Source organism: uncultured Treponema sp. (assembly GCF_945873775.1).
Classification (GTDB): domain Bacteria; phylum Spirochaetota; class Spirochaetia; order Treponematales; family Treponemataceae; genus Treponema_D.
In genome coordinates this window covers 78,846-104,275 of record NZ_CAMCEC010000003.1, presented here as the reverse complement: position 1 = coordinate 104,275, position 25,430 = coordinate 78,846, and the positions used below count along the sequence as shown (strand labels likewise).

The window sequence follows — 25,430 nt, the reverse complement described above, 5'->3', positions numbered from 1 at the left end:
AATATGCGCCAGTTTCAAACTTCCGATAAAATTGAAAAAAAATTTATTGCTACGCTTTTAATGCGGAAACTGAAAACTTCTGTTTGTAAAGTTTTGCAAAATAAAAAATTTCTGCCGCAGCGGTAATCGTCCAGGAAAAAGCAAAAAGCAAATAAAGAGATTCAATTGTTTTAAAATATGCAAACACGGTAAAAATCCATGCGATTCTAAAAACACATGAACCAAGAATAACAATTACAGTCGGAACGGAAGTCTGACCAAGTCCGCGTGAAGCCGCAATAGTGCAATCCATAAATGCTGAAATGCAATAAGAGCAAGCCATTATCGAAAGCCGCTTCATTCCAAGTTCCACAATCGCAGGATCTGAAATAAAAATCGAAATAAAATTTCTTCCAAACGCAAAAAGCAAAAGACCTAAGAACAACGCAAAAAAGAACGAGCACGCAAGACTTATAAAATAGCTTTTTAAAACTCTGGATTTTTTTCCAGCTCCATAATTCTGGCCTATAAAAGTTGAGCAAGCCACATAAAATGCGCTCATAACATTATAGACAAGCGGATCTGAATTTGAAGCTGCGGAATTTGCAACAACCATAGAAGCGTCAAAAGAATTAACTCCAATCTGAATAAAAAGATTTGCAAATCCAAAAATCGCATTTTGCATTCCAGCAGGAATTCCAATTTTTAAAAGCCGAACAAATTTCGATTTATTGACTTTAAGCTTGGAAAAACGCAGCGCAAGAGAATCATTTTTTCTGTGCAGTTTTATAAAAACAAGAAATGCTGAAACATAAAGCGCGACAACGCTTGCAATTGCAACTCCGGCAATATCCATTTTAAAATGAATAACCAAAAGCAAATCCAGCACAACATTGAAAATTCCAGAAATAAAAAGAAAAAGCAAAGGCGACTTTGTATCTCCTTCCGCGCTAAGAATTCCATTTCCGAAATTATAAAAAGCAAGAGCAGGAAGTCCAACCATGTAAATTCTAAAGTACAAAACCGCGTCTTCAATAAGAACTGGCTTTGTGCTCATCAAGTTCAAAACGGAACGGGAAAAAATTATTCCGGCGGCACCGACAATGAATCCCGCAACAAGGCAAACAACCGCGGAAGTATGAACAGTTTCGCAAATGTCGTTGTCATTTTTTGCGCCTATAAAAAACGCCACAATGACGTTAACGCCAGAACCAAATCCAATAAGAATTCCTGTGCATAAAAAAACAAGAATTACCGTAGAACCAACCGAGCCAACAGAAGACGGACTTGCAAAACGTCCCAAAACCGCAATATCAGTCATATTGAAAAAAGTCTGGAGAAGATTTGTAAAAATTAGAGGCAAACTGAAAATCAAAATATTTTTTAAAAGCGGACCTTCAGAAAAATCTTTTTTAACTGACATCTTTGTAACCCTTTCTGTAGAAATATATCATTTATAATAAAAATGTAAAGGTCATAAAAAATGCGCTATCCTCAAAAACAAATGTTTGTGCTAATATAAAAATATGATTTTAAGCGCAGTATTTTCAAAGCCATCAAAAACTTGCCCGGAAATTTTTGGCAAGCCTTATATAAAAATCCGGATCTGGAAAAACCCATCTCCTTCCGCAAAAAAGCAAAATGAATTTCAACCTGAATTTTTTACAGAAAAGCAGGCGTTTCAAAAAAGTTTCACTGCAGAGCAAGCGCGGGAATTTATTGAAAAGCACGCAGGAACAGCTTTTAAAAATTGCATTGTAAAAACGGATACAGAAGAAATTACAACAATGGCAAATAAAAAAGGCGAAATAAAAGTTTTCAGAAAAGCAGCAAAAAATTTTTCAGCGGAACAAAAGTTTTCAAATAATTTCAACCGAATAAAAAATTATATTTTGCAAGAAGGAATTCCAGTTCCGTTTTTAGTTGAACTTGGAGTTATGACAAAAGACGGAAAAGTTGTCGCGCAAAAATATGACAAATTCCGGCAAATAAACAGATTCCTCGAATTTATAAACGACATAATTGAAAACATTGAAAATCTAAATGGAGCTTCTTACAGTCAGGGAAATCCGCTAAGAATTGTTGACTTCGGCTCAGGAAAATCTTATTTAACTTTTGCAGTTTATTATTTTTTGACTGAACTGAAAAAAATTCCTGTCTGCATAACAGGACTTGATTTAAAAGAAGACGTAATAAAAAACTGCGATTCGCTTGCAAAAAAACTTGGATGCAAAAATCTTGAATTCAAAGTGGGAAACATTGCAGACTATTCATCTGAAAAAACTCCAGACATCATAATTACACTTCACGCCTGCGACACAGCAACAGACTTCGCGCTCGACTATGCGGTTAAACATAATGCAAAAGCAATTCTTTCAGTTCCTTGCTGCCAACACGAAATAAACAGCCAGCTCGAAAAACAAAAAATCAAATCAGAAAGTCCGTTCGCTTCAATTGAAAGATTTGGAATTTTACGTGAACGGCTTGCAGCAATTGCAACTGATGCAATCCGTGCAGAACTTCTTGAGCAATGCGGATACACAGTTCAGCTTTTGGAATTCATCGACATGAGCCACACTCCAAAAAACATTTTAATCCGCGCTGTAAAAAAACAGTCAGGCAATTTAAAAAGCCAGGAAGCAAAAATCAGAATGAAAAGTTTGTTTAAAGAGCTTGGATGTTCCCAAACACTTGAAAAACTTTTGAGCAAAGAATCAGAGCTATAGAAAAAAAAAATCAACTATGTTAGACTTAGTTAATTTTTCAATAAAAGGAAGCAGATATTATGGAAGAGAAAGAAATACTTGAAAGAGCTGCAAAATATATTGCAGAAGAAAAAGACGATTCTTTCCGCAAGGAAGTTGAAGATTTAGTTGCAAAAAAAGACATGGCTGAACTGGAAGACCGTTTCTATCAGAGCCTTGAATTTGGAACAGGCGGACTTCGCGGCGTAATGGGCGGCGGAACAAACCGCATGAACACACTCAACATTTCAAAAGCAACTCAAGGTCTTGCAAACTATTTAATCAAGGCATTTCCAGAAGAAGCAAAAAACGGCACATTGAGCGCATGTGTTGCTTATGACAGCCGCCACAACCACGATAAATTTTCTGACATCACCGCAAGAGTTTTTGCAGCGAACGGAATCAAAGCATACCTTTTCACTTCGCTTCGCCCTACTCCAGAACTTTCTTATGCAATCAGAATTCTTGGATGCAAAACTGGCGTTGTTGTAACTGCAAGCCACAATCCACCACAGTACAACGGCTACAAAGCTTACTGGGACGACGGCGCGCAGGTTGTTGAACCACATGACAAGGGAATTATCGATGAAGTCAACGCAGTAAAAGAAGTAAAGCTTATCGAAAAAGACGAAGCTGTAAAGTCAGGAAAAATTGTTTTAATAGACAAGGAAATTGATGACAAATTCCAGGCAATGATAAAGTCAAACCTCTATCGTCCTGAGCTTATAAAAGAAAAAGCAAGCAGCGTAAAAGTTGTATACACTCCGCTCCACGGAACAGGCGCAATGCACGTTGAAAAAGTTCTTGGAGACCTTGGACTGAATGTAATCACAGTTCCAGAACAGCGTGAAGGAAACGGCGACTTCCCGACAGTAGAAAAGCCAAACCCAGAAGAAGCTCCAGCACTTAAAATGGCAGTTGAACTTGCAGAAAAAGAAAAAGCTGATGTTGTAATGGCAACAGACCCGGACGCAGACAGATTCGGAACTGCATTCCCAGACAAAAACGGAAAATACGTTCTTGTTTCAGGAAACCAGATGGGCGCGCTTCTTGCAGACTATGTTCTTCTTTCAAAAAAAGAATTCAACAAGATGCCGGAAAAACCAGTTCTTATCCGTTCAATCGTAACTTCACCTTTCGTTGATTCAATTGCAAAAAAATACAACGTAGTTGTAAAAGAATGTCTTACAGGCTTCAAGTGGATTGCTTATGATGAAGGCCAGATGGAAAAAGACGGAAGCGGAAACTACGTATTCGGACTTGAAGAAAGCTACGGTTATCTTGTAGAAACAGAAGTACGCGACAAGGACGGAATTTCGGCTGCCGCAATGTGCGCAGAAATGACTCTTTACTGGGCAAGCAAAGGAAAATCGCTTCTTGAACATTTGAACGATATGTACAAGGAATACGGACTTTTTGAAGACCGCGCAATCAGCAAATACTTCCCTGGAGTACAAGGTCCAAAAATCATGGGCGGAATCATGACAAAGCTCCGCACAGAAGGACTTACTTCTCTTGGCGGAAAGAAAGTTGTAAAAATCCGCGACATCCAGCAGCAGGTTGCTTTTGATCCAGCAAATCCGTCTGTAAAAGAAAGTCTTCCGTGGCCAAAGAGCAATGTTCTTCAGTTCGTTCTTGAAGGCGGAACAATTGTAAGCGCGCGTCCAAGCGGAACAGAACCAAAGATTAAGTTCTACATAAACAGCACAGTTCCTGTTTCTGCAAAAACAGACGAAGCCTTGGAAGAAGCAAAGAAAGCCGCCGACAAACTCTGCTCAGATATTTCAGAAGAAATAAACGCAGTTCTTAACGCAGCAGGCTGAATCTAAAAAAAACAACAATGGTATCCGTAATGATTTTGCGGATGCCGTTTTTTTTCAACTTATGGCATTTAAAATCTTCAACAGTTTTAGAAATCTCGCAAAAGAATTTTATTCAGGAAAAACTTTTGTAGCATTTGACACAGAGACCACAGGATTAAAAGCTGAAAAAGAATTCATAATAGAAATCGGCGCTGTAAAATTCAACTGCGACGGACTTATCGGAGAACCGTTTGATATTTTAATAAAGCCGCCAATAGAACTTCCTCAGTTCATAAAAGACCTTACACACATTACAGACGAAATGATTTCATGCTGTCCAGACGCAAAAGAAGCCGTCCCGCAGTTTTTAAATTTTTTAGGTGGAAAAGAAACAGTTCTTGTAGCGCACAACGCGCAGTTTGACTTGGGCTTTGTAAATTCAGAGCTAAAAAGATTTAATCATCCAGAACTTCCAAACGTCTGCATAGACACATTGAATGCCTCAAGATGGGCGTATCCTGATTTCATAAAGGAACAGGAAAAAGGCCAGTACAAACTTCAAAGCCTAGCAAAAAGATTCGGAATAGAAGCAAAAGCCGCTCACCGCGCAAACGACGATGCAAGGCTGTGCATGGAAATTTTCAAGCGGATAATAAGCGACACAATGGACAGGCAAAAAAATTTTTCAATGAACAAAATCAAAAGAAATCCGATTCAGGCAGAATTGTTCTAAAGCAAAAATACTAATTGATAAAAAAAACAATTTAATATAACATTGGCGAATGTCAGAAAATATCAGAGAAAACAAAATGGGCGTAATGCCTGTAACAAAACTTCTTTTAAATATGTCATTGCCAATTATGCTTTCAATGCTGGTAATGGCGTGCTACAATATCGTTGACAGCATTTTTGTTGCGCAGATAAATGAAAATGCGCTGACTGCCATATCGCTTGCATTTCCTGTTCAAACACTGATGATTGCAGTTTCAATAGGAACAGCAATCGGTGTAAATGCGCTTCTAGCAATGAAGCTTGGACAAAAAGACAGCGATGCCGTAAACAAAATCGCCATGAACGGACTCTTCCTTTCAGTTTGTAGTTTTATTGTTTTTTTTATTCTTGGATTTCTTTTTACAAAGCCTTATTTAAAAACACAGACTAGCGATGGACAGATTATTCAATTCGGAAGCGAATATTTAAAAATAATAACAATGGCATCGTTCGCGCTTTTTGTTTCAACAATGTCGGACAGACTTTTGCAGGCAACAGGAAGAACATTTTACACGATGATAACACAGCTTGTTGGAGCAATCACAAATATAATTCTTGACCCTCTTATGATTTTTGGAATCGGTCCTTTTCCTAAAATGGGAATGGCAGGCGCGGCATGGGCAACAGTCATCGGGCAAATTTTTTCTGCGGCAGTTTCGCTTTATTTCAATCTGAAAAAAAATCCTGACATACATTTTAAACTAAAAGGATTCAAACCGAACTCTCTGATAATCGGCCAGATTTATAAAATCGGAATTCCTTCAATTCTTCTTCAGTCTATAAATTCTGTTACAACTTACGGAATGAATTTAATTCTTGGAACTTTTTCCGCAACAGCAATCGCAGTCTATGGAGTTTATTTTAAACTGAATAGCTTTATCTTTATGCCAGTATTCGGACTTACAACTGGAATGGTTCCGATTGTTTCATACAACTACGGAGCAGGAAACGCAGAGCGGATCAAGAAAACTGTAAAGTCAACAATTTTAATTGCAGTTTCAATTATGATATTCGGCATTGTAATTTTTGAACTTTTTCCAGCGGAACTTTTAATGCTTTTCAAGGCAAGCGAACACATGCTTGGAATCGGATGCACGGCAATGAGAATTATCGCGCCAAGTTTTATTGGAGCGGCAATCGCAATTACATTTGGATCAACTTTTCAAGCTTTAGGAAAATCTTTTTTAAGCATGACTGTTTCTTTTGTAAGACAGATAGTTGTTTTGCTTCCTGTGGCGTATTTTCTTTCGCGCACTGGAAAACTTGAAAACGTCTGGTTCTGCTTTCTTGTTGCTGAAATTTTTGCAATCAGCCTTTCTGCATTTTTTATGCACAGAATAAAAAAGACAATGCTCGACAAGCTATAGTTTTAGTTTTAAAAAGAGGCAGGCGAATAAAGCTAGCCTCTTGGAGCCTTTGCAGGATCAATAGGATTTGACTTTTGAAAAACCATAAGGCAAATCTGCGTTGTGCCTTTTATGCTGTCTGTTCCCGCTGTTCCCAAAGAATCGCCAAACACAACATAATCGCCTTTGCGGACTTTTATAGAGCCGAGCCCTGAATAAACATAAATGTGCCCAGTTTTCGCCTGAACAAAAACAACTTGCCCGTAGCCTCTGTAGTTTCCAACATACATAACCGTTCCCGCGCGGATTGCAGTTACGCTTTCATTTTTCTGCGCGCTAAGCTGAACGCCGCTGACTTTTCCGTTCATGTAAGTTACAGTCGGATTTTTTACAGGCCAAGTCAAACTTGAATCGCCTTTTTTCTCTGAATATTTGCGAGGATCACTTGAAGGCAAGCTAGGAAGAGATGCCGAAGTATCAACAATTGTAACAGGAATTTTCAGACGCTGTCCGGCTTTTAAAACTGTATCGGAATCAAGATTATTCAAGGACTTGAGTTCTTCAACAGAAATTCCATTCACTTTTGCAATTCTATAAAAAGTATCGCCTTTTTGAACTGTGTATGTGTCAAATTTTCTTTCTGCATTAGATGGATTTTTCGAAGATGAAACTGAAGGCAAAGAATTTTTTTCAGTGTTTTTTTCTGGAATTGAAAGTTTCTGTCCAACTTTTAAAACATCGTTTACTGTAAGATTATTTACAGCGCAAAGCTGATCCACAGAAATTCCATATTTGCGGCTGATTGAATAATAAGTTTCTCCCTTTTCGACTGTATGAGTTTCTGCAAAAGAAAAACAGACAGTCAAAAAAAGAATTGAAAGAAACAAAATATTTTTTCTATATTCAAATTTTTTAGTCATAATCATACCGTTAGTTTATCGGCTGATTTATGAAAAAAAATTACCTTAAAGTTTTAAAACAATTCAGGAAAAACATCATTCATGCCGTATAATGCGCCGGGCTTTAGTCTGCCTTCTTTCAACATGGAAGAAAGATTTTCCAAAGCGTGAACTGCTCCGTTTGCAAATCCCTTGCGGCTTCTTGCTGTGTGCGTAATTTCAATTGTATCAGCTTCGCAGTCAAAGAAAACTTTATGTGTTCCCGGCACTGAACCGCATCTCGTAGAAGAAACATGAAGCTGGCTCGGCAAAGGCTTTTCCTTGAACTCATTTGTTACAATTGAATTTTTTCTTTTGAATTCAGAAAGCAAATGATTTGCAATTTCAAGCGCAGTTCCAGAAGGACTATCAGCTTTTTGATTGTGATGCATTTCCCAAATCGCAGCGTCATACTCAGAAAATTTATTTGCAAGACGAGCGGCATCTTCTACAATTTTATAAAGAATATTAACGCCAATGGAAAAATTCGCACTTGTCATAATTGTTCCGCCGCACTTTGCAGCAAGAGAAGCAACTTCATCTTTTTTGTCATTCCAGCCTGTAGTTCCAACCACCATAGGAATTTTCAAAGGAAGAAGCGTCTTTATATTTTCAAGAACAGAAGACGGATGAGTAAATTCAATTATTCCATCTGCGCCGCTAGAGTCAACTGCATCTGCAAGAGCCTTGCTGTCCCCTGCGGAAATTTTCACTTTGGCATCTGGCGCAAAAACATCGATTGTAGACACAACTGAATGTCCAAGCGACAATGCGGACTGCTCAAGCATGTGTCCCATTTTTCCATATCCAACCAATGCAATTTTCATTATTAATCCTCCCAAAAATCAGGCAAAAAGAACTGAATGAATTGCTTCAACAGTTTTATCTGCCTGCTCTGTATCTACAAGCATGCTTATGTTAACTTTGCTTGCTCCTTGGCTTATCATCTGAACATTTATTCCTTCTTTTGAAAGTCCGTCAAATGCCTTTGCAATAATCACGCTGGATCTTGAAGCGTCGCAAATTATTGTAACAATAGCCTTGCCTGTTTTAACGTTGACATCAGCAACTCGCTTTAAATCTTCAATAAGTCCTGCCAAATCTGTTTTTCCATCTACAGTCAAGCTTACAGAAACTTCGGAAGTCGCAATCACGTCAATGCTGATATTCCATTTTAAAAACTGATTGAAAATATGCGCAAGAAATCCGGCAGCCCCAAGCATACGGCTAGACTGAATATCTATGAGCGTTACATTTTTTACTTTTGTAATTGCTGTAACAAGAGGACGAATTCCAGTGTGCTCTTCAACAATAAGAGTTCCGCGGCTTTTTATGTTGTAGCTGTTTTTTACGCGGACAGGAGTTCCTGTTTTTCTGCAAGGAATCATGCTGCGCGGATGAAGAACCTGGCTTCCGAACATTGCAAGTTCCTGAGCTTCTTCATAAGTTACTTCGTCAACAGGGCGGGCTTCTTTTACAATGCGAGGATCTGTTGTCATAATTCCGTCAACATCTTTCCAAGTCTGAATTTCTTTTGCCCGCATTGCCGCGCCAATCATTGTTGCGCTCAAGTCGCTTCCGCCGCGTCCCAGAGTTGTTATGATTCCGTTTTTATCTTTAGCAATGAAACCAGTTACTATAGGAATTTCATCTGATGTTCCATTTTTATATCCGTCAAGATGCTTCGGAATATTTTGCCAGACTTCATCCAGAAGTTCAGCCGCCATATAATTTGAATCGCTCACAAATCCAATGTCCCAAGAATCAAATGCTTTCGCTTCAGTTCCAAGAGAACAAAGATAAGCTGACATCATGCGCACGGACATACGTTCGCCAAAAGACACAAGATAATCTCTGGTGCGTTTTGTAAGTTCATGCAGCATGCTTATTCCAGTAAGAAGCGTTTTCAATTCAGCAAGCAATTCTTTTATTTCTGGAACAGAAACACCAAGTTTTTGTTCTGTTTCAATATGAAGCTTTTCAATTTTTTCAATGTCAACAGTTCCCTTAACTGCCATGTCAGCAGCTTCAAGAAGATGATCTGTTGTGTCTCCCATTGCGCTTAAAACAACAACGGGACGTTCATCCTTATATGCCTGAATTATTTCGGCTACATGTTTAATGCGGTCAGCGTTTGCAACTGAGCTTCCGCCAAATTTCATTACGATCATAGCAACGATTATACTTAAGGATTAACTGAAAGTCTATCGGCTGAAAAAAGTTTTCGGCACTCAAGATAGAATCTTTTTTCGCTGGCTTCTCCCATGCTGAAACTTTTTCGAGGCAAAGGTCCGCGGATAGAAATTGTTTCAAAGAACGAATCTTTCGCAATTGGAGGAAGAAGAATTGCAACTGCGTTTTTCTGCGCGCCAAGCCTAAAAACTTCTTCATTACCATGAATGTAGTCAATTTCAATTTCTTTGTTACAGGAAATAAATTCATCAAGCAACGGCTGAAGACGGCTGACTGCAAGCTCTTGAATTTTTGTTTTTATTCTGAAATATTTTTGCTTTTCATTTTCCTTAAAAACAAAGCCAAAATCTGCCTTGAAATTTTTTACATTTTTTTCCAAAGAAGTTTCACTTGTTTCTTCTACAAGTTCTCCGTTAAGTTTTTCATTTAAAAAAGAAATCAATTTGAAAGCATTGCAATTAAAAAGCACACGATGGATCGGCTCGAAAGTCAAACCAAAATCATAAATATTTACAATTTCAACAAGAGCATAGCGCGCATTTAAATCTGGCGAATCAGAATTTTTGCATTCATCCCAAACAGCTTTTGCAGTTGCCAAAGAATGATTTCCGTCTCCAACAGCAAACAAAAAAGAATTTCCATCGCCGTCAGAATTTTCTCTTTTTAATTTTTCAAGCGCAGAAAAAATTTTTTCAAATGCCTCTTTTGATTTTACAGCCCAGCCTGAAATATGCCCGGCATTCATCATCAAGTCTCCGTCATAAACCGGCGGATTTTTTTTAGCCTCACTGCCAGCCTGTTCTATAAGACAATGTTCAGGATCGTTTACCAAAAGCATAATGTGAGGAAGCTCAAGCGGCGCGTCTTTTCTAATTTCTTTTCGTACTGGAATTCTTTCTGGAATAGTAGCTTCCGTGGCACGGATTAAACTTTTTGAAAACGGCTTCCATTCATAAGTTTCCAAATCAATCGCAACAACAAGACCGCGGCGAATTCTTCCGTAGCAAGTTTTTCGTTCAACATAAATAAATTCTTTTTCAGGCGAATCAAAAATATTTTCATCAAGATATTTTTTCATTGTCTGGCGGATTTTTTCTATTCGCTCTTTTTTATCTGGAGAAGAAAGAAAAATTTCCGGCAAAATCAAATTCAAAGTTGAAGAAGAATCACCAGCAATTTCTTGTGTTTTTTTCCAATAATCAAAATCCTGCGTATACTGATCGCACGCCACAACGCACCAAGTCTTTAAATCCTTTTTTCTAGGCAAAAGAATTTCTGGGATTTGTATTCCAAACTGCTCAAAATTTTCCATAAAAAAATTATATAGATATTTTTCAGTTTTAGCCATAAGAGAAAACAAAAGATTTGGCAAGCTCAAAAGCAAAATTGAATTTTCTGCAAATTGAAATTATAATTAAGCAATGACAGGATTAGAATTTCAGCAAAGACAGATTCAGTCTCAAATTCAAATAATGAGCCAAAAGCAAATTCAGGCATTAAAACTTTTAGCCATGAACTCAAAAGATTTGACTGAAGAAATCTATAAAGCTGCGGAAGAAAATCCTGCGCTGGTCATAACAAAAGACAGATCAAACTGGGACGGAACAAAAGTATCATCAGCAACTGCAAGCGGCGAAGAAGCAAGTGAAAATTTTCAGGCGGCACTTGAAGCAAAAGCGGATGAACGTGAATCTTTGCAGGAACATCTTTTGTCCCAGCTGAATGCAATGCGTCTTGGCGCAACTGAAAAAACTTTATGCGAAAAACTCATTTACAATCTTGACGCAAAAGGATTTTATATTCTTGCGCCAATTTCACTTCTTGACAAAAAAGACAAACTGCAAACGCCGGGGCTTTTGGAAAAATGCATTGGAATTGTAAGACAGCTAGAGCCTTGCGGAGTGTGCGTTACAAACACAGAAGAAAGCTTGCTTGTGCAGGCAGAACAAAAAGAAAATGCGCCGCTTCTTGCAATTTTTATTTTAGACGGAAAACTAAAATTCCTTGATCCGCCTCGTCCTGAAAAAGTTCTCCAGAAAATTCAAGAATATCTTTTAGAACAGAAAAAACTTTTTGCAAATTCCCAAAATGAAAAGTATCTAAATTTAAATCCTACAATTCAAGATGTGGAAAAAGCAATTAATTTTATACGGACGCTAGATCCTTTTCCTGCGCGAAATTTCAGCACAAAAGAAATTCATTTTATTTCTCCTGATGTCTACGTGGAAAAAATTCAAGAAGGATTTCAAGAAAATCAAATTGAAGATAACATTGTTACGAACGGAAAAAATTCCTGGAACGTGAGGCTTGCAAAAGACAACTTCCCGCAAATTTCAATAAACCCGGAATTTTTAAAGCTTGCAAAAAACAATGCAAAAAATTCTTCATCAATAAAAACTGAAATAAAAAAAGCAAAAGATTTTTTAGATACTTTGGAATTCAGGCAAAGCACGCTTTTAAAGGCCTGCATAGAAATTGTGCGGATTCAAACTGATTTTTTTCTTTACGGACAAGGCAACTTGGTTCCTTTAAGACAGCAAGACATTGCGGACAAACTTAAAGTCCACGAAACAACAATTTCACGAATGGCAAACAGCAAATTTCTTCAATGTGAATGGGGACTTTTTGACATAAAATATTTTTTCACAAACGCCGCAAGCAAAAAAAACAAAACAATAAGCCAAGACAAAGCAATAGCAGAGCTAAAAAAAATATTGAACTCTTCCGTCGGAAAAAAAATGAGCGACCAAAAACTTTCAGAAGAGCTAGAAAAATCTGGAATAAAAATTGCGCGCAGAACAGTTGCAAAATACAGAAGCAGACTCAGCATAGATTCTTCATACAACAGGCAATAAAAAAGGCTGCCATTTTAGACAGCCCGAATTGTTTTAAAGTTCAAATAAAGAAACTACTTTTTTGAAAAAGATTCTTTCCTTAAAAGAAAAATTATTTTTTTTCCTGAACCTTATCTTTTTCTTTCTTGATTTTTGTATCAAGGACATCCATCATTTTGTTGAGCGCAGCCGCAAAGTCAAAGTCATCGCCTGTAACATGAGCATTTCCGCCCCATCTAAAGTTAACAGTTGTATCAAAATAGAATTTTTTATCTTCCTTTACGTGCATAATCAAGTCAACGATAAGATTTTCAGCGTAGCTTATGCGCTCCAGTTTTTTGTTGATAAGAGCTGTCTGGTCTGAATCCAAAGTAAAGCCCTGTGCAGATATTGATTTTGTCATAGTTTTTCTCCTAATAAATATATTTAAATTCCGCAGCAAACTGCCGCCGCAATCTTTTTAAGATTACACTAATATTATACTACGGAATATTCCAAAAAGCAAAGAAAAGTTTTTTTTATAAAAAACACTTGACAGAATCCCCGGGGGGGGTACAATAAAATATCCCATTTTTCTGGAGGTAAATATGAAAAAAGGAGTAGGTTTATTGTTGTCTATGCTGATTTTAGCGGCAACACTAACAGGCTGCATTTCTATGACACCACTTAGTGATGCAGGAGCTTTTCCAGGTGATGCGCAAAGCTATGAAGTTCTTGGACGTGTAGAAGTAAAATCTTCAGCCACAAATTCTGGCTACAGCAAGCTTTATGCAGAAGCAAAGAAAAAGTACCCTGAATGCGATGACGTTGTAAATGTAAAAGTTGACGCAAAGAAAACAGTGTTCCTTATTTTTACATTCAACAGTTACAACATGAGCGGAATTGCTATCAGCTATAAATAATAACTAAAATTTATTTATAGCAAATTGGCTGCCAAAAACGCATAATGAATTAAACTTCATAATGTTCTTAGGCAGCCTTTTTTATTTTGTAAGTGCAAGCTGTTCGGCAATGTTAAAGCAACGGTCGCCTATTTTTTCTATCTGGCGCACTAAATCCATGTACAAAAGCTCGGCCTTTACATCCGCACCATCTTCAAGTCGTTTGCGCGCTATTTTTTTCAAGGCTTTGCGTTCTGCGTCAATCTGGGATTCAAGTTCATTCGCAAAATCAAGCTGTTCTTTTGAAAGAGCCTTGTTGATATTTTTGTAAATAAACTGAAGCAGCTGCCGTGCAAGCTCAAGATAAGGAATCAGGCGGTCAAAATCTTCTTTCTTAAATACGTAATGCTTTTCTGTTATGCGCTTTAGATAAACGCCGATGCTCAAACAATCATCAGACATAGATTCAAGTTCACCTGTAATCGAAATCATTACATTGATATTTTCACGGAGCTTGTCATCAATATCAAGCTGGGCGCATTTTAAAAGATACTTTGTAAGCTGTTCCTGCATCTGGTCAAGGTAATCTTCTTCGCGCACAAGATTGTCGTAATGATCCACAGCAAAACGCCCGGACAAATCAGTAAGCCCGTACTGAAGCCTGTCAAACATCTGCACAGAAATATCAGCCATACGCCTTACTTCCATTTGCGCTGAAACAACAGGAATTGTAGGAGACTCATGCGCGGCGCGTTCAGGAAATTCAAACTTATATATAGAAGGAAGTGAAGTTTTGTCGTCTTTTATAAGAATATGCGTAAGCTTGCAAAGAGGATTCACAAACGGCATAAAGAAAAGCGAGCCGATTATGTTGAACATTGAATGAAGCATCGCTATGTGCATTGTAATATTTTCTGTAACAGTTCCCGGAACAATTAAATCCACAAACTGCGTAAACGGCTTTATAAAAATCAAGGCGACAATTGCTGTAAACGAATTAAACAAAACATGAACAAGCATTGTGCGCTTTGCATTTGCGTTTGCCCCGAACGAAGCCATAACAGAATCTATAGTCGAACCGACGTTGCTTCCGATTATAATTGCCGCGGAAAATTGCCAAGTAAGAATCTGGTTGTATGCCATTGTAATTACAATCGCCGTCATAGCGGAAGAAGAATGAATCATTGCAGTAACAAAAATTCCGATTACAAAAGCAATAAGATAGCTAAAAATTCCTTTGTCTTGCAAGGCAGGAAGAAAATTCATTGAGCCTGAATTAAGCGAAATTGTGCTTGAAAGCCACTGCAACGCAATAAAAAGAATTCCAAATCCCATAATGGCCTGGCCAAGCCCCGGATTTCTTATTTTCTTTATAACTGTAAAAAGATAGCCAATGCCAAAAAGCGGAATTGCAAATGCTGAAATTTGAAAATTAAAGCCGAATATAGCAACAATCCAAGCCGTTATCGTTGTTCCAACATTCGCACCCAAAATCACGGCAATCGACTTGCTTAGCTCGATAAGCCCGGCGTTTACAAAAGAAACAACCATGACAGTTGTAGCCCCGGAAGACTGAATTATCATAGTCAAAAAACAGCCTGTAAAAAATCCGGTAAAACGGTTTCCTGTCATAAGATGAAGAGCAGCCTGAAGTTTATCTCCCGCAGACTTCTGGATTCCATCGCTCATCATTTTCATTCCAAAAAGAAGAAAACAAAGACTGCCAAAAAACTGAAGGAATATAGACAATATACTCGAAATGCTCATAAGCCGATTATACAGAAAAACACCACGAATTTAAAGCAAAAAGTTAAGAGCAGTAAAATTTAAAATTGAAAGAGTGCCTATTTTTCAAAAAAATCATATTGAAAAAAATTCCAGCGGAATCTGAAGAATTTGTTTTCCATCAATATTGAATTCTCATCACGCCGAACGACTTAAAGCGCGAATCAGTGGCGGCATAATATCGGCAAGTAACACCGCTGATGTCGTCTTTTTCCGTGCTGTCGATAAAATAGACATTGCCGTTTTCCAGTCGGTCAAAAAGCGCGATATGCGACACAATGGAAGAATCCGCCTCGCCCATGAAAATCAAATCGCCCTGCCGCATTTGCTCCAGAGAAACGTGAGACGAAGCACTTTCGCACATATAAGCCGCCGTCATGTCCGAAACAGGCAAAGAATATTTTGTATCGACCATTGCGTACTTGTAGCACATCACGACAAGCCCCGAGCAGTCTATGGCAATAGCGGAACGGACTGGAGCTTGACCGCCCAGCTCATAAACCGTATCAGAATCTTTGTACAATTCAGCAAATCGGAACGCGCGGGAAGCAATTTCCGCAGGGCAGTCTATTTCAGTAGTATCATCGGAATCATTGTTAAAATTGCAGGAAACAAACACAATGGCAAAACAGAACAAAAAAGGAGCAAATATAAATTTGCTTTTCATTTCTACCCCCCTCGTGTATAGTATTTTACGGGGTTGATAAAATTAAGATTTGAATGGTTTATTATAACACGAAACATAAATATTGCAACGGTATAATAAAACACAAAGAAAACGAAAAATCCCGCCAGAAGAAATTCCAGCGGGATAGACCTATCGTTTGCCTTTCAGCAAACTAGCATGGTTGTTATGCTTTGTTAAGACGTGATTCCAAATCATCCAAGCAAGCTGAAAGTTCTTTTGGAAGATGTTTGCCGAACTTTGGATAGTGGTTTTCGCGGATGTCTTTACATTCCTTGAGCCAGCCTTCCTTGTCAACTGCTGTGATTGCAGGAATCTGAGCCTTGTAAACGTCTGCAAGACCGTCAAGGTTGAGAGCACCTTCTTTTGGCATGAATCCGATTGGTGTGTCAACGTAGTTGTCTTTTCCGTCGCAGCGGTCAAAAATCCATGCAAGAACGCGGCTGTTGTCGCCGTATCCCGGCCACATGAATCCGCCTGGCAGATCCTTGTTGTTTTCGTCCTTGCGGAACCAGTTTACATAGAAAATCTTAGGAAGTTTGTCCTTGTCAGCAGCAGCGTTGCCAACGTCGATCCAGTGCTGGAAGTAGTCGCCCATGTTGTATCCGCAGAATGGAAGAATTGCGAATGGGTCGCGGCGGATTTTTCCAACCTGAGAAGCATCGATTGTAGAAGCGGCTGTGATTTCTGAACCTACGATAGATCCAAGGAATACACCGTGATTCCAGTTGCGGCTCTGGTGTACGAGCGGAACAGTTGACGGGCGGCGTCCACCGAACAGGATTGCGCTGATTGGTACACCTTCAGGGGACTCCCAGTCAGAAGCGATACAAGGACACTGTTTTGCAGGTGCTGTAAAGCGTGCGTTCGGATGAGCGAATTCTTCACCCTTAGGAGACTTGTCTTTTGGAAGAGCGTCGCGTGTGTTTCCTTTCCAGTCAACAAGCTTGCCTTTTGCTGGATAACCGATTCCTTCCCACCAGACATCTCCGTCTTCTGTAAGAGCACAGTTTGTGAAGATTGTGTTCTTTGAAGCAGCTTCAAGAGCGTTCTTGTTAGATTCAGCAGATGTTCCCGGAGCAACGCCAAAGAATCCTGCTTCCGGGTTGATAGCGTAAAGACGACCATCTTTTCCGAATTTCATCCATGCAATATCATCACCGACTGTCTCAACTTTCCAGCCAGGAATTGTAGGAATAAGCATTGCAAGGTTTGTTTTTCCACATGCAGAAGGGAATGCGCCAGTAACGTATTTAACTTCTCCTTCAGGGTTTGTAAGCTTAAGGATAAGCATGTGCTCAGCAAGCCAGCCTTCTTCGCGTGCAATTACAGTTGCAATGCGGAGAGCGAAACATTTCTTTCCAAGAAGAGCGTTTCCGCCGTATCCGGAACCATAAGACCAGATAAGGCGTTCTTCCGGGAACTGGCTGATGTATTTGTGCTCAACATCTGCGCAAGGCCAGACACCGTTGTCTTTCTCGCCGTTGTTGAGCGGCTTTCCGACTGAGTGAAGACATGGAACAAAGTCTCCGTCTGTACCGAAGTATTCCCAAACTTTTTCGCCGGCGCGTGTCATAATGTCCATGTTAAGAACAACGTATTCAGAGTCTGTAAGCTCGATTCCGTATTTTGCGATCGGTGAGCCGAGAGGTCCCATGCAGAACGGAATGACGTACATTGTGCGTCCGTGCATACATCCTGTGTAAAGGCCTTTCATTGTAGCCTTGAGCTCTTTAGGATCGATCCAGTGGTTTGTAGGACCGGCATCCTCTTCCTTTACAGAAGAAATGAACGTGCGTGACTCAACACGGGCAACATCACTCGGAAGAGAGCGGAAAAGGAAGCTGTTGGGCTTTTTGGCAAGCGGAGTTGCAAGACCTGCATCTACGCATTTTTTCATAAGGCGGTCATATTCGGCTGTAGAACCATCGCAAACAACAACATTGTCCGGCTCACACATCTTAACACATTCTTCAATCCATGCCTTGATTTTGGCATGTTTGATGTCATTAACTGTCATTCGATTACTCCTATGCTTAGAGTCAGAATTGAAATAGCTTTAAGCCTTCTGATTCCATATAGAATAAATATACTTTTTTTTCTGATGATTTTCAATAGAGACAAGAAAAAGAAGTTTATATTAATTTTGCAAAATCTATAATTTTTTCTTATCAATTGAATTTTATAAAAACTTGATTTAAAAACAAAAAAGGCAGCGTAAAACTGCCTTGAATCTTAAAAGCATATCTTTGACCCTCGCGGGGTTCGAACTCGCTACCTACAGCTTAGGAGGCTGTCGCTCTATCCATAGTGAGCTAGGGGGTCATGGCATTCCAAAGGAAAGAAAATCAGTCCTTTGGAAAAACAAATTATTTGTCTTTTGCTCTTTCTACAAATGAACCATCTCTTGTGTCGATTACGATTTTATCATCTGTGTTGCAGAACAAAGGAACTCTTACTTCCATTCCCGTATCAAGAGTTGCAGGCTTCAAAGATTTTCCAGAAGTGTCTCCTTTGATTCCTGGCTCGCAGTATGTAATTACGCGAACAACGTTAATAGGAAGCTTTACGCCAACTGGCTTTCCTTCATAATATGTGATTGTTACATCATAATCATCATCTGGAGAAATGTATCCAGCGTTGTCTCCCAAATCTTCCTTAGAAAGCATAACGTCTTCGTAAGTTTCCTGATCCATAAAGTGAAAGTCATCACCATCGATATAAGAAAGCTTTACATTTTTTTCTACAAGGTCAACATCGTCAAATTTTTCACCAGCATCAAGACCCAAATCCTGAGTTCCGCCTGTAACAATATTTTTTACACGAAGCTTTACTGTAATTCCCTGACGTCCGGCTTTCTGACCAAGCATTTTCTGAACAATAAAAGGAGAGCCTTCAAACATAAAAGCTGTTCCAACTTTAATTTCGTTTGTTGATAACATAATAAACTTCCTTGATAATAAACTTGCTATTCGATTATATATGAACTGAAATAAAATTGCAACATTTCAAAACGCAGGCAAAATAAATTTGCTTTAGCGCGGAATTTTTGTTTCAAGGAAATTCAAAAGATTTTCCGCAAGATTTCCGTTCTTTAAAATTTCATTGGAAAACTTTTTAAATTCCGGTTTCAAATTTTCAGAATTTTTCAACAAGGAAAGAATTTCAGTTTTCATTTCTGAATTTATTTTTTCAGGTTCAGATGGAAGTTTTTTTTCTTCAAGAATTTCCAAAGCTTCCGGACAGCAGCTGACTTCAAAATTTCTGTTGTACAAAAAAGAAAATTTTTCAATCTGCGGAATTTTTATTCTTTGCAAAAACGCATTCAACTTTACAATATGAAATTCTTCTTCCTGCGGATAAATGTTCCATACAAACGGATTTCCCAAAAGACAGCAGCGGCTAAACGAATCTTCTCCGCGCACAAAAGAAAAATCCATAAGCGACAAAAAAGCGTCCCAAACTTCCTGCTGCATAAACGGAAGGCAAATAAAATCGACATTGAATTTTTCCAAGGAATTTTTTGCTGAATCCGCTCCAGCTCCGGGCGCAACAAAAACAAGAACTTTTTTTAAAAGAGAAAATTCTTTTATTGCAGAAGCTAGAAAATCAAAATTTTTTGGATACGAAAAAATAAGAATTTTAAATGAAGTAGAAAAATCTTCGGAAAGAATTTTTTTATCAAGATTTTGTTTTACAAGATTCAAGGCATATTTTTTTTCGGAAAGGCAGCGCATGAAATTTTTATCCAAAATCAAGCCGCCAGTTTTTTTTGTAAATCCCGGCATGAAATTTATTTTTTTTATTTTTGCAGAACGCGTGCCGCTTTTTAACAGATGAAAATCATCAGCCCAAGATTCAGCCGTCAAATATTCAACATTCACAATTTGAACATTTAAATTGAACTGCGGCGAAAATAAAATTTCTTCAAGCCATTCCGGGCGTCCGCATTGAAAACATTCCAAAATAAATTCCGGCGGATTTATTGAAAATTCTTTTTTGCAAAGCTCATTGTCGTTCCAGTCAAAAATTTTCCATCCGCAGAATTCCTGAAATGTTTTTGCGGAATCTATGTCTTTTGAAATTTTTGCAAAGGAATCAAGATTGCTTACAACAAGCCGGATTTCAAGATTTTTTTTCAGCTCGGAAAGCGCGCGGCATAAACGAAAAACAACTCCGATGTCGCCAAAATTATCAACGACTTTGCATAAAACTGTAATTTCCATAGAAAAGCATTTTATCAAATTTTTTTGATTTGCGGCATTTTTTTTATTTTTTTCATAATAAAGTTTTTAATTCTTGAATTTTTTATTTGGAGTAAACATGAGAATTTTTTGTTTTTCGCCTTTCGGTTACGAAGGAAATCTTGTTACAGTTGAAGTTGATTTGCGCCGCGGAATTCCTGCCGTTGATATAGTCGGACTTGCGGACAATGCGGTAAAAGAATCGCGAGAAAGAATGAAAAGCGCAATTATAAATTCAGGGCTTTTGTTTCCGCCTGAACGAGTTCTTATAAGTCTTTCTCCTGCTGATTTGAAAAAAGAAGGAGCCGGCTTTGATCTTGCGATTGCTCTTGCAGTTTTGTCAGCAAAAGAAAATTTAGAAAATGAAAATTCTGCGTTTCAAATGGAACCGATTCTTGTAATCGGCGAACTTGAACTGAACGGAAATATACGTCCGGTAAAAGCTATTCATGCGGCGGCGGCAACTGCTTATGCTAGCGGAATAAGATACTGCATTGTTCCTGCTGCAAATGCGGAAGAAGCAAGAGAAATTCGCACAATGAAAATTTTTGGCGCGGAAAATTTAACAGAAGCTTTCAATGCGTTAAAAAATCCCGAATCATTTTCTGATTATAAAACTTCGCACATTGAAGAAAAAAATGGAAGCACAATAAAAGACGCAGTTGAAATAAATGGAATTCTTTTTCCGCCGGAAGAATTTGAATTTAAAGAAATTTGCGGACAAAAAGAACTTGTAAGAGGTTTGCAAATTGCAGCGGCTGGAAAACACAACTTGCTTGCGTTCGGTCCTCCGGGCTGCGGAAAAACGCTTTCGCTGCAAAGATTCCCCGCATTAGTTCCATTGCTCACAAAGGAAGAAAGTCAAAGCGTAACTCGAATTTATTCGATTGCAGGAATTCTTCAGGCCGGAACAAGAGTAATAAAAAAAGCTCCGTTCAGGCAGCCACATCAAACATCTACAATAGAAGGAATGTGCGGCGGTGGAATTCATTGCAGCCCAGGAGAAATTTCACTTGCGCATAACGGAACTCTTTTTTTAGATGAAGCTGCGGAATTCAGAACATCAGTTCTTCAGATTTTAAGGGTCCCGCTTGAAACAGGAAGCATAACTTTAAGCAGAGCTGGACGCTCAACAATTTTTCCGGCAAATTTTCAGCTTTTAATGTCAATGAATCCGTGCCCCTGCGGAAACTACGGTTCAAAGGAAAAACTTTGCTTGTGTTCTGCCCGCTCTGTTGAACAATATTGGAAAAAAATTTCCGCGCCGCTTTTAGACAGAATCGACTTAAGCATTCAGGTTGAAAAAGTTTCAATAGAAAAATCAGATTTATCGCAAAACATTTCAACATCAGAACTGCGAAAAGAAATTGCAGCGGCAATAAAAATTCAGCGCAAACGTGGAAAAAGAAATTCAAGACTGTCGCCATCGGAAATAAAAGAATTTTGCAAAATGGATTTGGACGCAAAAAAAATTTTAGACGAGGCAACAGAAACTTATGAGTTTTCACCAAGGTCCGTTTCAAGCTGCATAAAAATTGCAAGGACAATTTCTGATATGAAGGAAGAAAATATAATCGGAAAAGAAGCAATGGAGGAAGCTGTGAAATTTAAAAAGCCAGCAGGTGCAATGAGTCTTTTGGCATAAAAAAAGACCGAACAAAATTCGGTCTAAAAGATACCGGCTCAGAGACTTGAACTCTGACACGCTCGCGCGCAAAAGATTTTGAGTCTTTCGTGTCTACCATTCCACCAAGCCGGCAAGTGATAAATACTATATCAAAAAATAAAAATAAAATCAAGAGAAAGTTTTCAGAAGTTGTTTGGCTTTTAAAATTTCCTTTCAAGCAGAAAAAAAATGGAGGTTTTATTTTTGGAATCATTTTTGTATAATCATTTGTATGAATCTATAAAAAACATTTCATTTCAATTCGCGTTGCAAAACTCATTATTTTTTCAGGAACCATCTATGGACTACACATTATTCGACAGAACACCAGAAGATATTTTAAAATCAGTTTTTGGCTATGAATCATTCAGACCGATGCAAAGAAAAATAATTCAAAATGTTTTGGACGGACGCGACACGCTTGCAGTCATGCCAACTGGAGGCGGAAAATCTTTATGCTATGAAATTCCGGCTCTTATTCTTCCGGGAATTACAGTTGTTGTTTCACCATTAATTGCGTTAATGCAAGATCAAGTGGCGCAACTCGAATCCTATGGAATTTCTGCTGTCTGTTTAAATTCATCTCTTGAAAGAAACTATTATCAAAAATGCTGTGAAAAAATTTTATCTGGAAAAATCAAGCTTCTTTATGTTTCGCCAGAAGGATTGAATTCAGGAAGGATGATAAGGCTGCTTCAAGAATCAAAAAGTTCTGTTGACTGCATTGCAATCGACGAGGCGCACTGCATAAGCGAATGGGGACACGACTTCCGCCCGGACTACATGGAAATAACTCATATAAGAAATCAGTTTCCAAAAGCAGTTTTTCTTGCGCTCACGGCAACTGCAACAAAGCAAGTCCAAGCTGATATTATAAAAAATTTGCGGATGGAAAATCCTGAAATATTTATGGCAAGTTTTAACAGACCGAATATTTTTCTTCAAGTAATAAAAAAAGACAAGCCGATAGAACAGGTTCTCAACTTCATAGAAAATCATCCGAACCAAAGCGGAATAATTTATTGCTTTTCAAGAAAGCAAGTTGATTTAGTTGCGCAAGAACTGCACTTAAATGGAATAAAAGCATTGAGTTATCACGCCGGACTTAACGATGCGCAGCGGGCAAAAAATCAGCAGGACTTTATTTCAGACAAAGCCGACATTATGGTTGCCACAGTTGCATTTGGAATGGGAATTAACAAACCTGACGTTCGCTTTGTAATTCACTTTGACATGCCAAAATCCATAGAGCAATATTATCAGGAAATCGGACGTGCAGGACGTGACGGATTGGAAGCCGAAGCTTTGCTTTTATACAGCGCAGGAGACATTCACAAAATCAGATATTTTTTCAAAGACAATTTTGATTCTGCTAAATCAGAAAATCTTTTGCAAGGAATGATAAACTACTGCGAAAATTCTGTTTGCAGACGGCAAGCGCTCTTATCTTACTTTGGGGAAAGCTATTCAGATGCAAGGCAAGACTGCGTTTCTTCAGAAAATTGCTGTGATATATGCGCATCAAAAAAAATAAACTACAATCAGCCTCGTGCAATTCTTCATAAAAAAATCCAAAGTTTTCCAAAACCATCAAAAAAATCTACAGGAGAACTTTTTGTTTCTGACACTTTGGAAAACAATGAAAAAATTTTATCAGAAAAATTGCGCGGTTGGAGAAAAAAGGCGGCAGAAGAATTGAATGTTCCGCCTTATGTTATTTTTGGAGACAAAACACTTTTTGACATCGCGCAAAAGAAACCTTCAAACATAAAAGAGCTTACAAGCTGCTACGGAATAGGAGAAATAAAAGCTGAAAAATTCGGATACTTTATCTTGAAAATAATAAAAGAAAACGCGCAGTAATTTTTAAGATTGCTCCAAAATCCGTTTTGCTTTTTTTGCATTTGCATTTTTCTTTTTTGCTCCAAACTGATAACCTTTAGGTTTTTCTGTTTCTTCTGGCAAAACTTCTTCTTCGGCATCTTTTGCAATTTCTTCAACGGCGGATTTTACGCTTGAGTATCTTCCTTTCGCCCAAATATCAAGACCCGTGCCTTGAGTTGCAACATCATCGCTCGCAATATATTCCGCGCAAATATCAGCAAATTCGGAACGATCATATTTTGCAAATTCCTTTCCCAACGCATAACGTAAATTTTTCTGAATGTCGCTCTTCAATGTTGAACGAGCAAGTTCTATAACTTCTTTTGTTCCTGCATGATTATATTCCAGCAATGCCGCAGAAACCTTCGCCTTTGTAGCATCGCCAATTTTTTTGTCTTTTAAAACACTGATTAAATAATCGTTTCCGTCAGAAGTATTTAAATCCGCAATTACAGAATAACATTTCTCCTTTACTTGCTTCTGCTCGTCTTTATCTTTGCATCTGAAAATCAAAAAAGGAACAGCTTTGTCAATTCTATTTTTTCCAACTGCGGAAACTGCTTCAAGCCGGACTTTATACTGAGAATCACGCAACGCCTGCGTAATTAAATCTGAAGACTTTTTGTCGTTGAAATATGAAATTCCTTTTATAACGTAAGTTCTAAGATTCGGATCATTTGACTCAAACAATTCCACAAGAATATCTTCTGATTCAGGCTTTTCCATTGCACCAATCGCTTCCGCAGCATACATTCTAACAAAAGTGTTTTCATTTTCGTCTTTTGCAATTTCTGAAATCTTTTGCCAAGTTTCAACAGCCTTGATTCTTCCAAGAACACGCATGAGAGCTTGCCTCTGGGAAACATTCAAATCATCACGGTCAAGATAATCCGCAAGAAAAAGAGCTTCTTCTTTTCCACCTGTTTCGCCCAATGCAGAAAGCGCTCCCGTAAAATATGCATCTTCCTCCTTATCAACCAAATCAACAAGTCCCGGATTCGCATCTTTTATATCAGCTTCGGAAACATATTTAAAGCATTTTTCAACAATCGATTTTTTTTCATCGTAAGGATCATTTATAATTTCGACCGCATAAGAAGCAAGGCAAGGATCTTTTAACTTTGTGAAGTAATCAAGAATTTTTTCTTTAACAGCAACACTTTTTGTTTCCTGAAACAAATCATAAATTCCATCAACAAAACGATTGTCCTGATTTTTTGTAAGCTCATCAATAAGTTCTGTAATCTGACCTTCAAGTCCGTATTTTAAAATGTCATTGCAATTTTTTTCATAATCCTTGGAACGGTCAATATAATTTTTTGAGCTGTCATGTTTTTTGGGACGAGCATCTGCTGGATAAATTTTCTCTCTTGTATATTTAAACTTTATATTTTCTGAAGGCTGGCTTCCAGAAATCGCATCATAATTTTCTGATTCTGCCTCGTTCTGAATTTCTGGAACAGCATTTTCAGGAAGAGAAACATCTGGAATTTCTGTTTCCGAATTTTGGGAAGTTTCTTCTGAAATAATTTCATCTGGCGCAGAAATTTCCGATTGGGAATTTTCAGATTCAGACAAAATATTTTCAATAACTTCTGGCGCGGAAGATTCTTGAGACCATGCAAAAATAAAAATCAATGAAACAGCAGCGAGCAAAAATTTTCTCTTCATTTTTTCT

19 protein-coding genes, 2 tRNA genes and 1 pseudogene are annotated in these 25,430 nt (G+C 38.1%); 8 read left to right on the top strand and 14 right to left on the bottom strand.

Annotated features, from left to right (window positions below):
- Positions 1 to 49: 49 nt before the first annotated feature.
- Positions 50 to 1,402 (bottom strand): MATE family efflux transporter, encoded by a 1,353-nt coding sequence (locus Q0N70_RS02855; protein WP_273465910.1) that lies wholly within the window; start codon positions 1,400 to 1,402, stop codon positions 50 to 52.
- 103 nt (positions 1,403 to 1,505) lie between these two features.
- Here Q0N70_RS02855 and Q0N70_RS02850 point away from each other — a divergent pair, with 103 nt between their 5' ends.
- The 4 genes from Q0N70_RS02850 (at position 1,506) to Q0N70_RS02835 (ending at position 6,663) form a co-directional block, all read left to right on the top strand.
- Positions 1,506 to 2,705, top strand: coding sequence for an SAM-dependent methyltransferase (locus Q0N70_RS02850; protein ID WP_294013579.1), 1,200 nt, complete (start codon positions 1,506 to 1,508; stop codon positions 2,703 to 2,705).
- A gap of 59 nt (positions 2,706 to 2,764) precedes the next feature.
- Positions 2,765 to 4,546 (top strand): phospho-sugar mutase, encoded by a 1,782-nt coding sequence (locus Q0N70_RS02845; RefSeq protein WP_294013576.1) that lies wholly within the window; start codon positions 2,765 to 2,767, stop codon positions 4,544 to 4,546.
- Positions 4,547 to 4,607: 61 nt separating this feature from the next.
- Positions 4,608 to 5,258, top strand: coding sequence for a PolC-type DNA polymerase III (locus tag Q0N70_RS02840; protein ID WP_294013574.1), 651 nt, complete (start codon positions 4,608 to 4,610; stop codon positions 5,256 to 5,258).
- 49 nt (positions 5,259 to 5,307) lie between these two features.
- On the top strand, positions 5,308 to 6,663 hold the full coding sequence (locus Q0N70_RS02835; RefSeq protein WP_294013571.1) for an MATE family efflux transporter: 1,356 nt from the start codon (positions 5,308 to 5,310) through the stop codon (positions 6,661 to 6,663).
- A 32-nt stretch (positions 6,664 to 6,695) separates the two neighbouring features.
- On the opposite strand, the gene Q0N70_RS02830 is transcribed toward Q0N70_RS02835, so the two are convergent.
- Genes Q0N70_RS02830 through Q0N70_RS02815 form a run of 4 tightly spaced genes read right to left on the bottom strand, consistent with a single transcriptional unit; the run spans position 6,696 to position 11,085 of the window.
- Positions 6,696 to 7,568 (bottom strand): LysM peptidoglycan-binding domain-containing protein, encoded by an 873-nt coding sequence (locus Q0N70_RS02830; protein ID WP_273465915.1) that lies wholly within the window; start codon positions 7,566 to 7,568, stop codon positions 6,696 to 6,698.
- A 47-nt stretch (positions 7,569 to 7,615) separates the two neighbouring features.
- The gene (dapB, locus tag Q0N70_RS02825) at positions 7,616 to 8,407 is read right to left on the bottom strand and encodes a 4-hydroxy-tetrahydrodipicolinate reductase (protein WP_294013567.1); all 792 of its coding nucleotides are present in this window, start codon (positions 8,405 to 8,407) and stop codon (positions 7,616 to 7,618) included.
- A gap of 18 nt (positions 8,408 to 8,425) precedes the next feature.
- Complete coding sequence (locus tag Q0N70_RS02820; RefSeq protein ID WP_273465917.1) at positions 8,426 to 9,751, bottom strand: aspartate kinase; 1,326 nt, start codon at positions 9,749 to 9,751, stop codon at positions 8,426 to 8,428.
- Between the two features lie 14 nt (positions 9,752 to 9,765).
- Complete coding sequence (locus Q0N70_RS02815; RefSeq protein WP_273465918.1) at positions 9,766 to 11,085, bottom strand: DUF1015 domain-containing protein; 1,320 nt, start codon at positions 11,083 to 11,085, stop codon at positions 9,766 to 9,768.
- 109 nt (positions 11,086 to 11,194) lie between these two features.
- Between Q0N70_RS02815 and Q0N70_RS02810 the strand changes: the two genes are divergently transcribed.
- Entirely contained in the window at positions 11,195 to 12,628 is a 1,434-nt protein-coding gene (locus Q0N70_RS02810; RefSeq protein ID WP_294013563.1) for a hypothetical protein, read from the top strand.
- A gap of 91 nt (positions 12,629 to 12,719) precedes the next feature.
- Here the strand turns inward: Q0N70_RS02810 and Q0N70_RS02805 are convergent, their stop codons facing one another.
- A complete protein-coding gene (locus Q0N70_RS02805; RefSeq protein ID WP_013702196.1) occupies positions 12,720 to 13,010 on the bottom strand; it encodes an HPF/RaiA family ribosome-associated protein in 291 nt (96 codons plus the stop codon).
- A 184-nt stretch (positions 13,011 to 13,194) separates the two neighbouring features.
- Between Q0N70_RS02805 and Q0N70_RS02800 the strand changes: the two genes are divergently transcribed.
- The gene (locus tag Q0N70_RS02800; RefSeq protein ID WP_013702197.1) at positions 13,195 to 13,509 is read left to right on the top strand and encodes a hypothetical protein; all 315 of its coding nucleotides are present in this window, start codon (positions 13,195 to 13,197) and stop codon (positions 13,507 to 13,509) included.
- Between the two features lie 81 nt (positions 13,510 to 13,590).
- Here Q0N70_RS02800 and Q0N70_RS02795 read toward each other — a convergent pair whose 3' ends face one another.
- From Q0N70_RS02795 to earP, 6 genes and pseudogenes are all read right to left on the bottom strand, one after another.
- Positions 13,591 to 15,255, bottom strand: a complete 1,665-nt coding sequence (locus tag Q0N70_RS02795; RefSeq protein ID WP_273465920.1) for a Na/Pi cotransporter family protein — start codon at positions 15,253 to 15,255, stop codon at positions 13,591 to 13,593.
- 139 nt (positions 15,256 to 15,394) lie between these two features.
- Positions 15,395 to 15,940 carry an NlpC/P60 family protein gene (locus Q0N70_RS02790; protein ID WP_273465921.1) on the bottom strand — a complete coding sequence of 182 codons (546 nt, stop codon included), beginning with the start codon at positions 15,938 to 15,940 and terminating at the stop codon, positions 15,395 to 15,397.
- A gap of 184 nt (positions 15,941 to 16,124) precedes the next feature.
- Positions 16,125 to 17,984 (bottom strand): annotated as a pseudogene (locus Q0N70_RS02785) (phosphoenolpyruvate carboxykinase (GTP)); the annotation flags it as partial.
- Positions 17,985 to 18,208: 224 nt separating this feature from the next.
- A tRNA-Arg gene (locus Q0N70_RS02780) sits at positions 18,209 to 18,283 on the bottom strand.
- Positions 18,284 to 18,327: 44 nt separating this feature from the next.
- The gene (gene efp / locus Q0N70_RS02775; protein ID WP_273465922.1) at positions 18,328 to 18,900 is read right to left on the bottom strand and encodes an elongation factor P; all 573 of its coding nucleotides are present in this window, start codon (positions 18,898 to 18,900) and stop codon (positions 18,328 to 18,330) included.
- Positions 18,901 to 18,993: 93 nt separating this feature from the next.
- Entirely contained in the window at positions 18,994 to 20,184 is a 1,191-nt protein-coding gene (gene earP / locus Q0N70_RS02770) for an elongation factor P maturation arginine rhamnosyltransferase EarP (RefSeq protein WP_294013546.1), read from the bottom strand.
- A 97-nt stretch (positions 20,185 to 20,281) separates the two neighbouring features.
- On the opposite strand from earP, the gene Q0N70_RS02765 reads away from it, so the two are divergent.
- Complete coding sequence (locus tag Q0N70_RS02765) at positions 20,282 to 21,847, top strand: YifB family Mg chelatase-like AAA ATPase (protein WP_294013543.1); 1,566 nt, start codon at positions 20,282 to 20,284, stop codon at positions 21,845 to 21,847.
- Between the two features lie 31 nt (positions 21,848 to 21,878).
- On the opposite strand, the gene Q0N70_RS02760 is transcribed toward Q0N70_RS02765, so the two are convergent.
- Positions 21,879 to 21,961: transfer RNA gene (locus tag Q0N70_RS02760), tRNA-Leu, on the bottom strand.
- A gap of 207 nt (positions 21,962 to 22,168) precedes the next feature.
- Between Q0N70_RS02760 and Q0N70_RS02755 the strand changes: the two genes are divergently transcribed.
- Complete coding sequence (locus tag Q0N70_RS02755) at positions 22,169 to 23,731, top strand: ATP-dependent DNA helicase RecQ (protein ID WP_294013540.1); 1,563 nt, start codon at positions 22,169 to 22,171, stop codon at positions 23,729 to 23,731.
- A gap of 3 nt (positions 23,732 to 23,734) precedes the next feature.
- Here the strand turns inward: Q0N70_RS02755 and Q0N70_RS02750 are convergent, their stop codons facing one another.
- Entirely contained in the window at positions 23,735 to 25,423 is a 1,689-nt protein-coding gene (locus tag Q0N70_RS02750; RefSeq protein WP_294013537.1) for a HEAT repeat domain-containing protein, read from the bottom strand.
- Positions 25,424 to 25,430 lie beyond the last annotated feature (7 nt).

Excerpts from the sequence above, each read along its gene's own strand:
- Q0N70_RS02855 (WP_273465910.1), bottom strand. The coding sequence starts at position 1,402 with ATGTCAGTTAAAAAAGATTTTTCTGAAGGTCCGCTTTTAAAAAATATT.
- Q0N70_RS02850 (WP_294013579.1), top strand. The coding sequence starts at position 1,506 with ATGATTTTAAGCGCAGTATTTTCAAAGCCATCAAAAACTTGCCCGGAA.
- Q0N70_RS02845 (WP_294013576.1), top strand. The coding sequence starts at position 2,765 with ATGGAAGAGAAAGAAATACTTGAAAGAGCTGCAAAATATATTGCAGAA.
- Q0N70_RS02840 (WP_294013574.1), top strand. The coding sequence starts at position 4,608 with ATGGCATTTAAAATCTTCAACAGTTTTAGAAATCTCGCAAAAGAATTT.
- Q0N70_RS02835 (WP_294013571.1), top strand. The coding sequence starts at position 5,308 with ATGTCAGAAAATATCAGAGAAAACAAAATGGGCGTAATGCCTGTAACA.
- Q0N70_RS02830 (WP_273465915.1), bottom strand. The coding sequence starts at position 7,568 with ATGATTATGACTAAAAAATTTGAATATAGAAAAAATATTTTGTTTCTT.
- dapB (WP_294013567.1), bottom strand. The coding sequence starts at position 8,407 with ATGAAAATTGCATTGGTTGGATATGGAAAAATGGGACACATGCTTGAG.
- Q0N70_RS02820 (WP_273465917.1), bottom strand. The coding sequence starts at position 9,751 with ATGATCGTAATGAAATTTGGCGGAAGCTCAGTTGCAAACGCTGACCGC.
- Q0N70_RS02815 (WP_273465918.1), bottom strand. The coding sequence starts at position 11,085 with ATGGAAAATTTTGAGCAGTTTGGAATACAAATCCCAGAAATTCTTTTG.
- Q0N70_RS02810 (WP_294013563.1), top strand. The coding sequence starts at position 11,195 with ATGACAGGATTAGAATTTCAGCAAAGACAGATTCAGTCTCAAATTCAA.
- Q0N70_RS02805 (WP_013702196.1), bottom strand. The coding sequence starts at position 13,010 with ATGACAAAATCAATATCTGCACAGGGCTTTACTTTGGATTCAGACCAG.
- Q0N70_RS02800 (WP_013702197.1), top strand. The coding sequence starts at position 13,195 with ATGAAAAAAGGAGTAGGTTTATTGTTGTCTATGCTGATTTTAGCGGCA.
- Q0N70_RS02795 (WP_273465920.1), bottom strand. The coding sequence starts at position 15,255 with ATGAGCATTTCGAGTATATTGTCTATATTCCTTCAGTTTTTTGGCAGT.
- Q0N70_RS02790 (WP_273465921.1), bottom strand. The coding sequence starts at position 15,940 with ATGAAAAGCAAATTTATATTTGCTCCTTTTTTGTTCTGTTTTGCCATT.
- efp (WP_273465922.1), bottom strand. The coding sequence starts at position 18,900 with ATGTTATCAACAAACGAAATTAAAGTTGGAACAGCTTTTATGTTTGAA.
- earP (WP_294013546.1), bottom strand. The coding sequence starts at position 20,184 with ATGGAAATTACAGTTTTATGCAAAGTCGTTGATAATTTTGGCGACATC.
- Q0N70_RS02765 (WP_294013543.1), top strand. The coding sequence starts at position 20,282 with ATGAGAATTTTTTGTTTTTCGCCTTTCGGTTACGAAGGAAATCTTGTT.
- Q0N70_RS02755 (WP_294013540.1), top strand. The coding sequence starts at position 22,169 with ATGGACTACACATTATTCGACAGAACACCAGAAGATATTTTAAAATCA.
- Q0N70_RS02750 (WP_294013537.1), bottom strand. The coding sequence starts at position 25,423 with ATGAAGAGAAAATTTTTGCTCGCTGCTGTTTCATTGATTTTTATTTTT.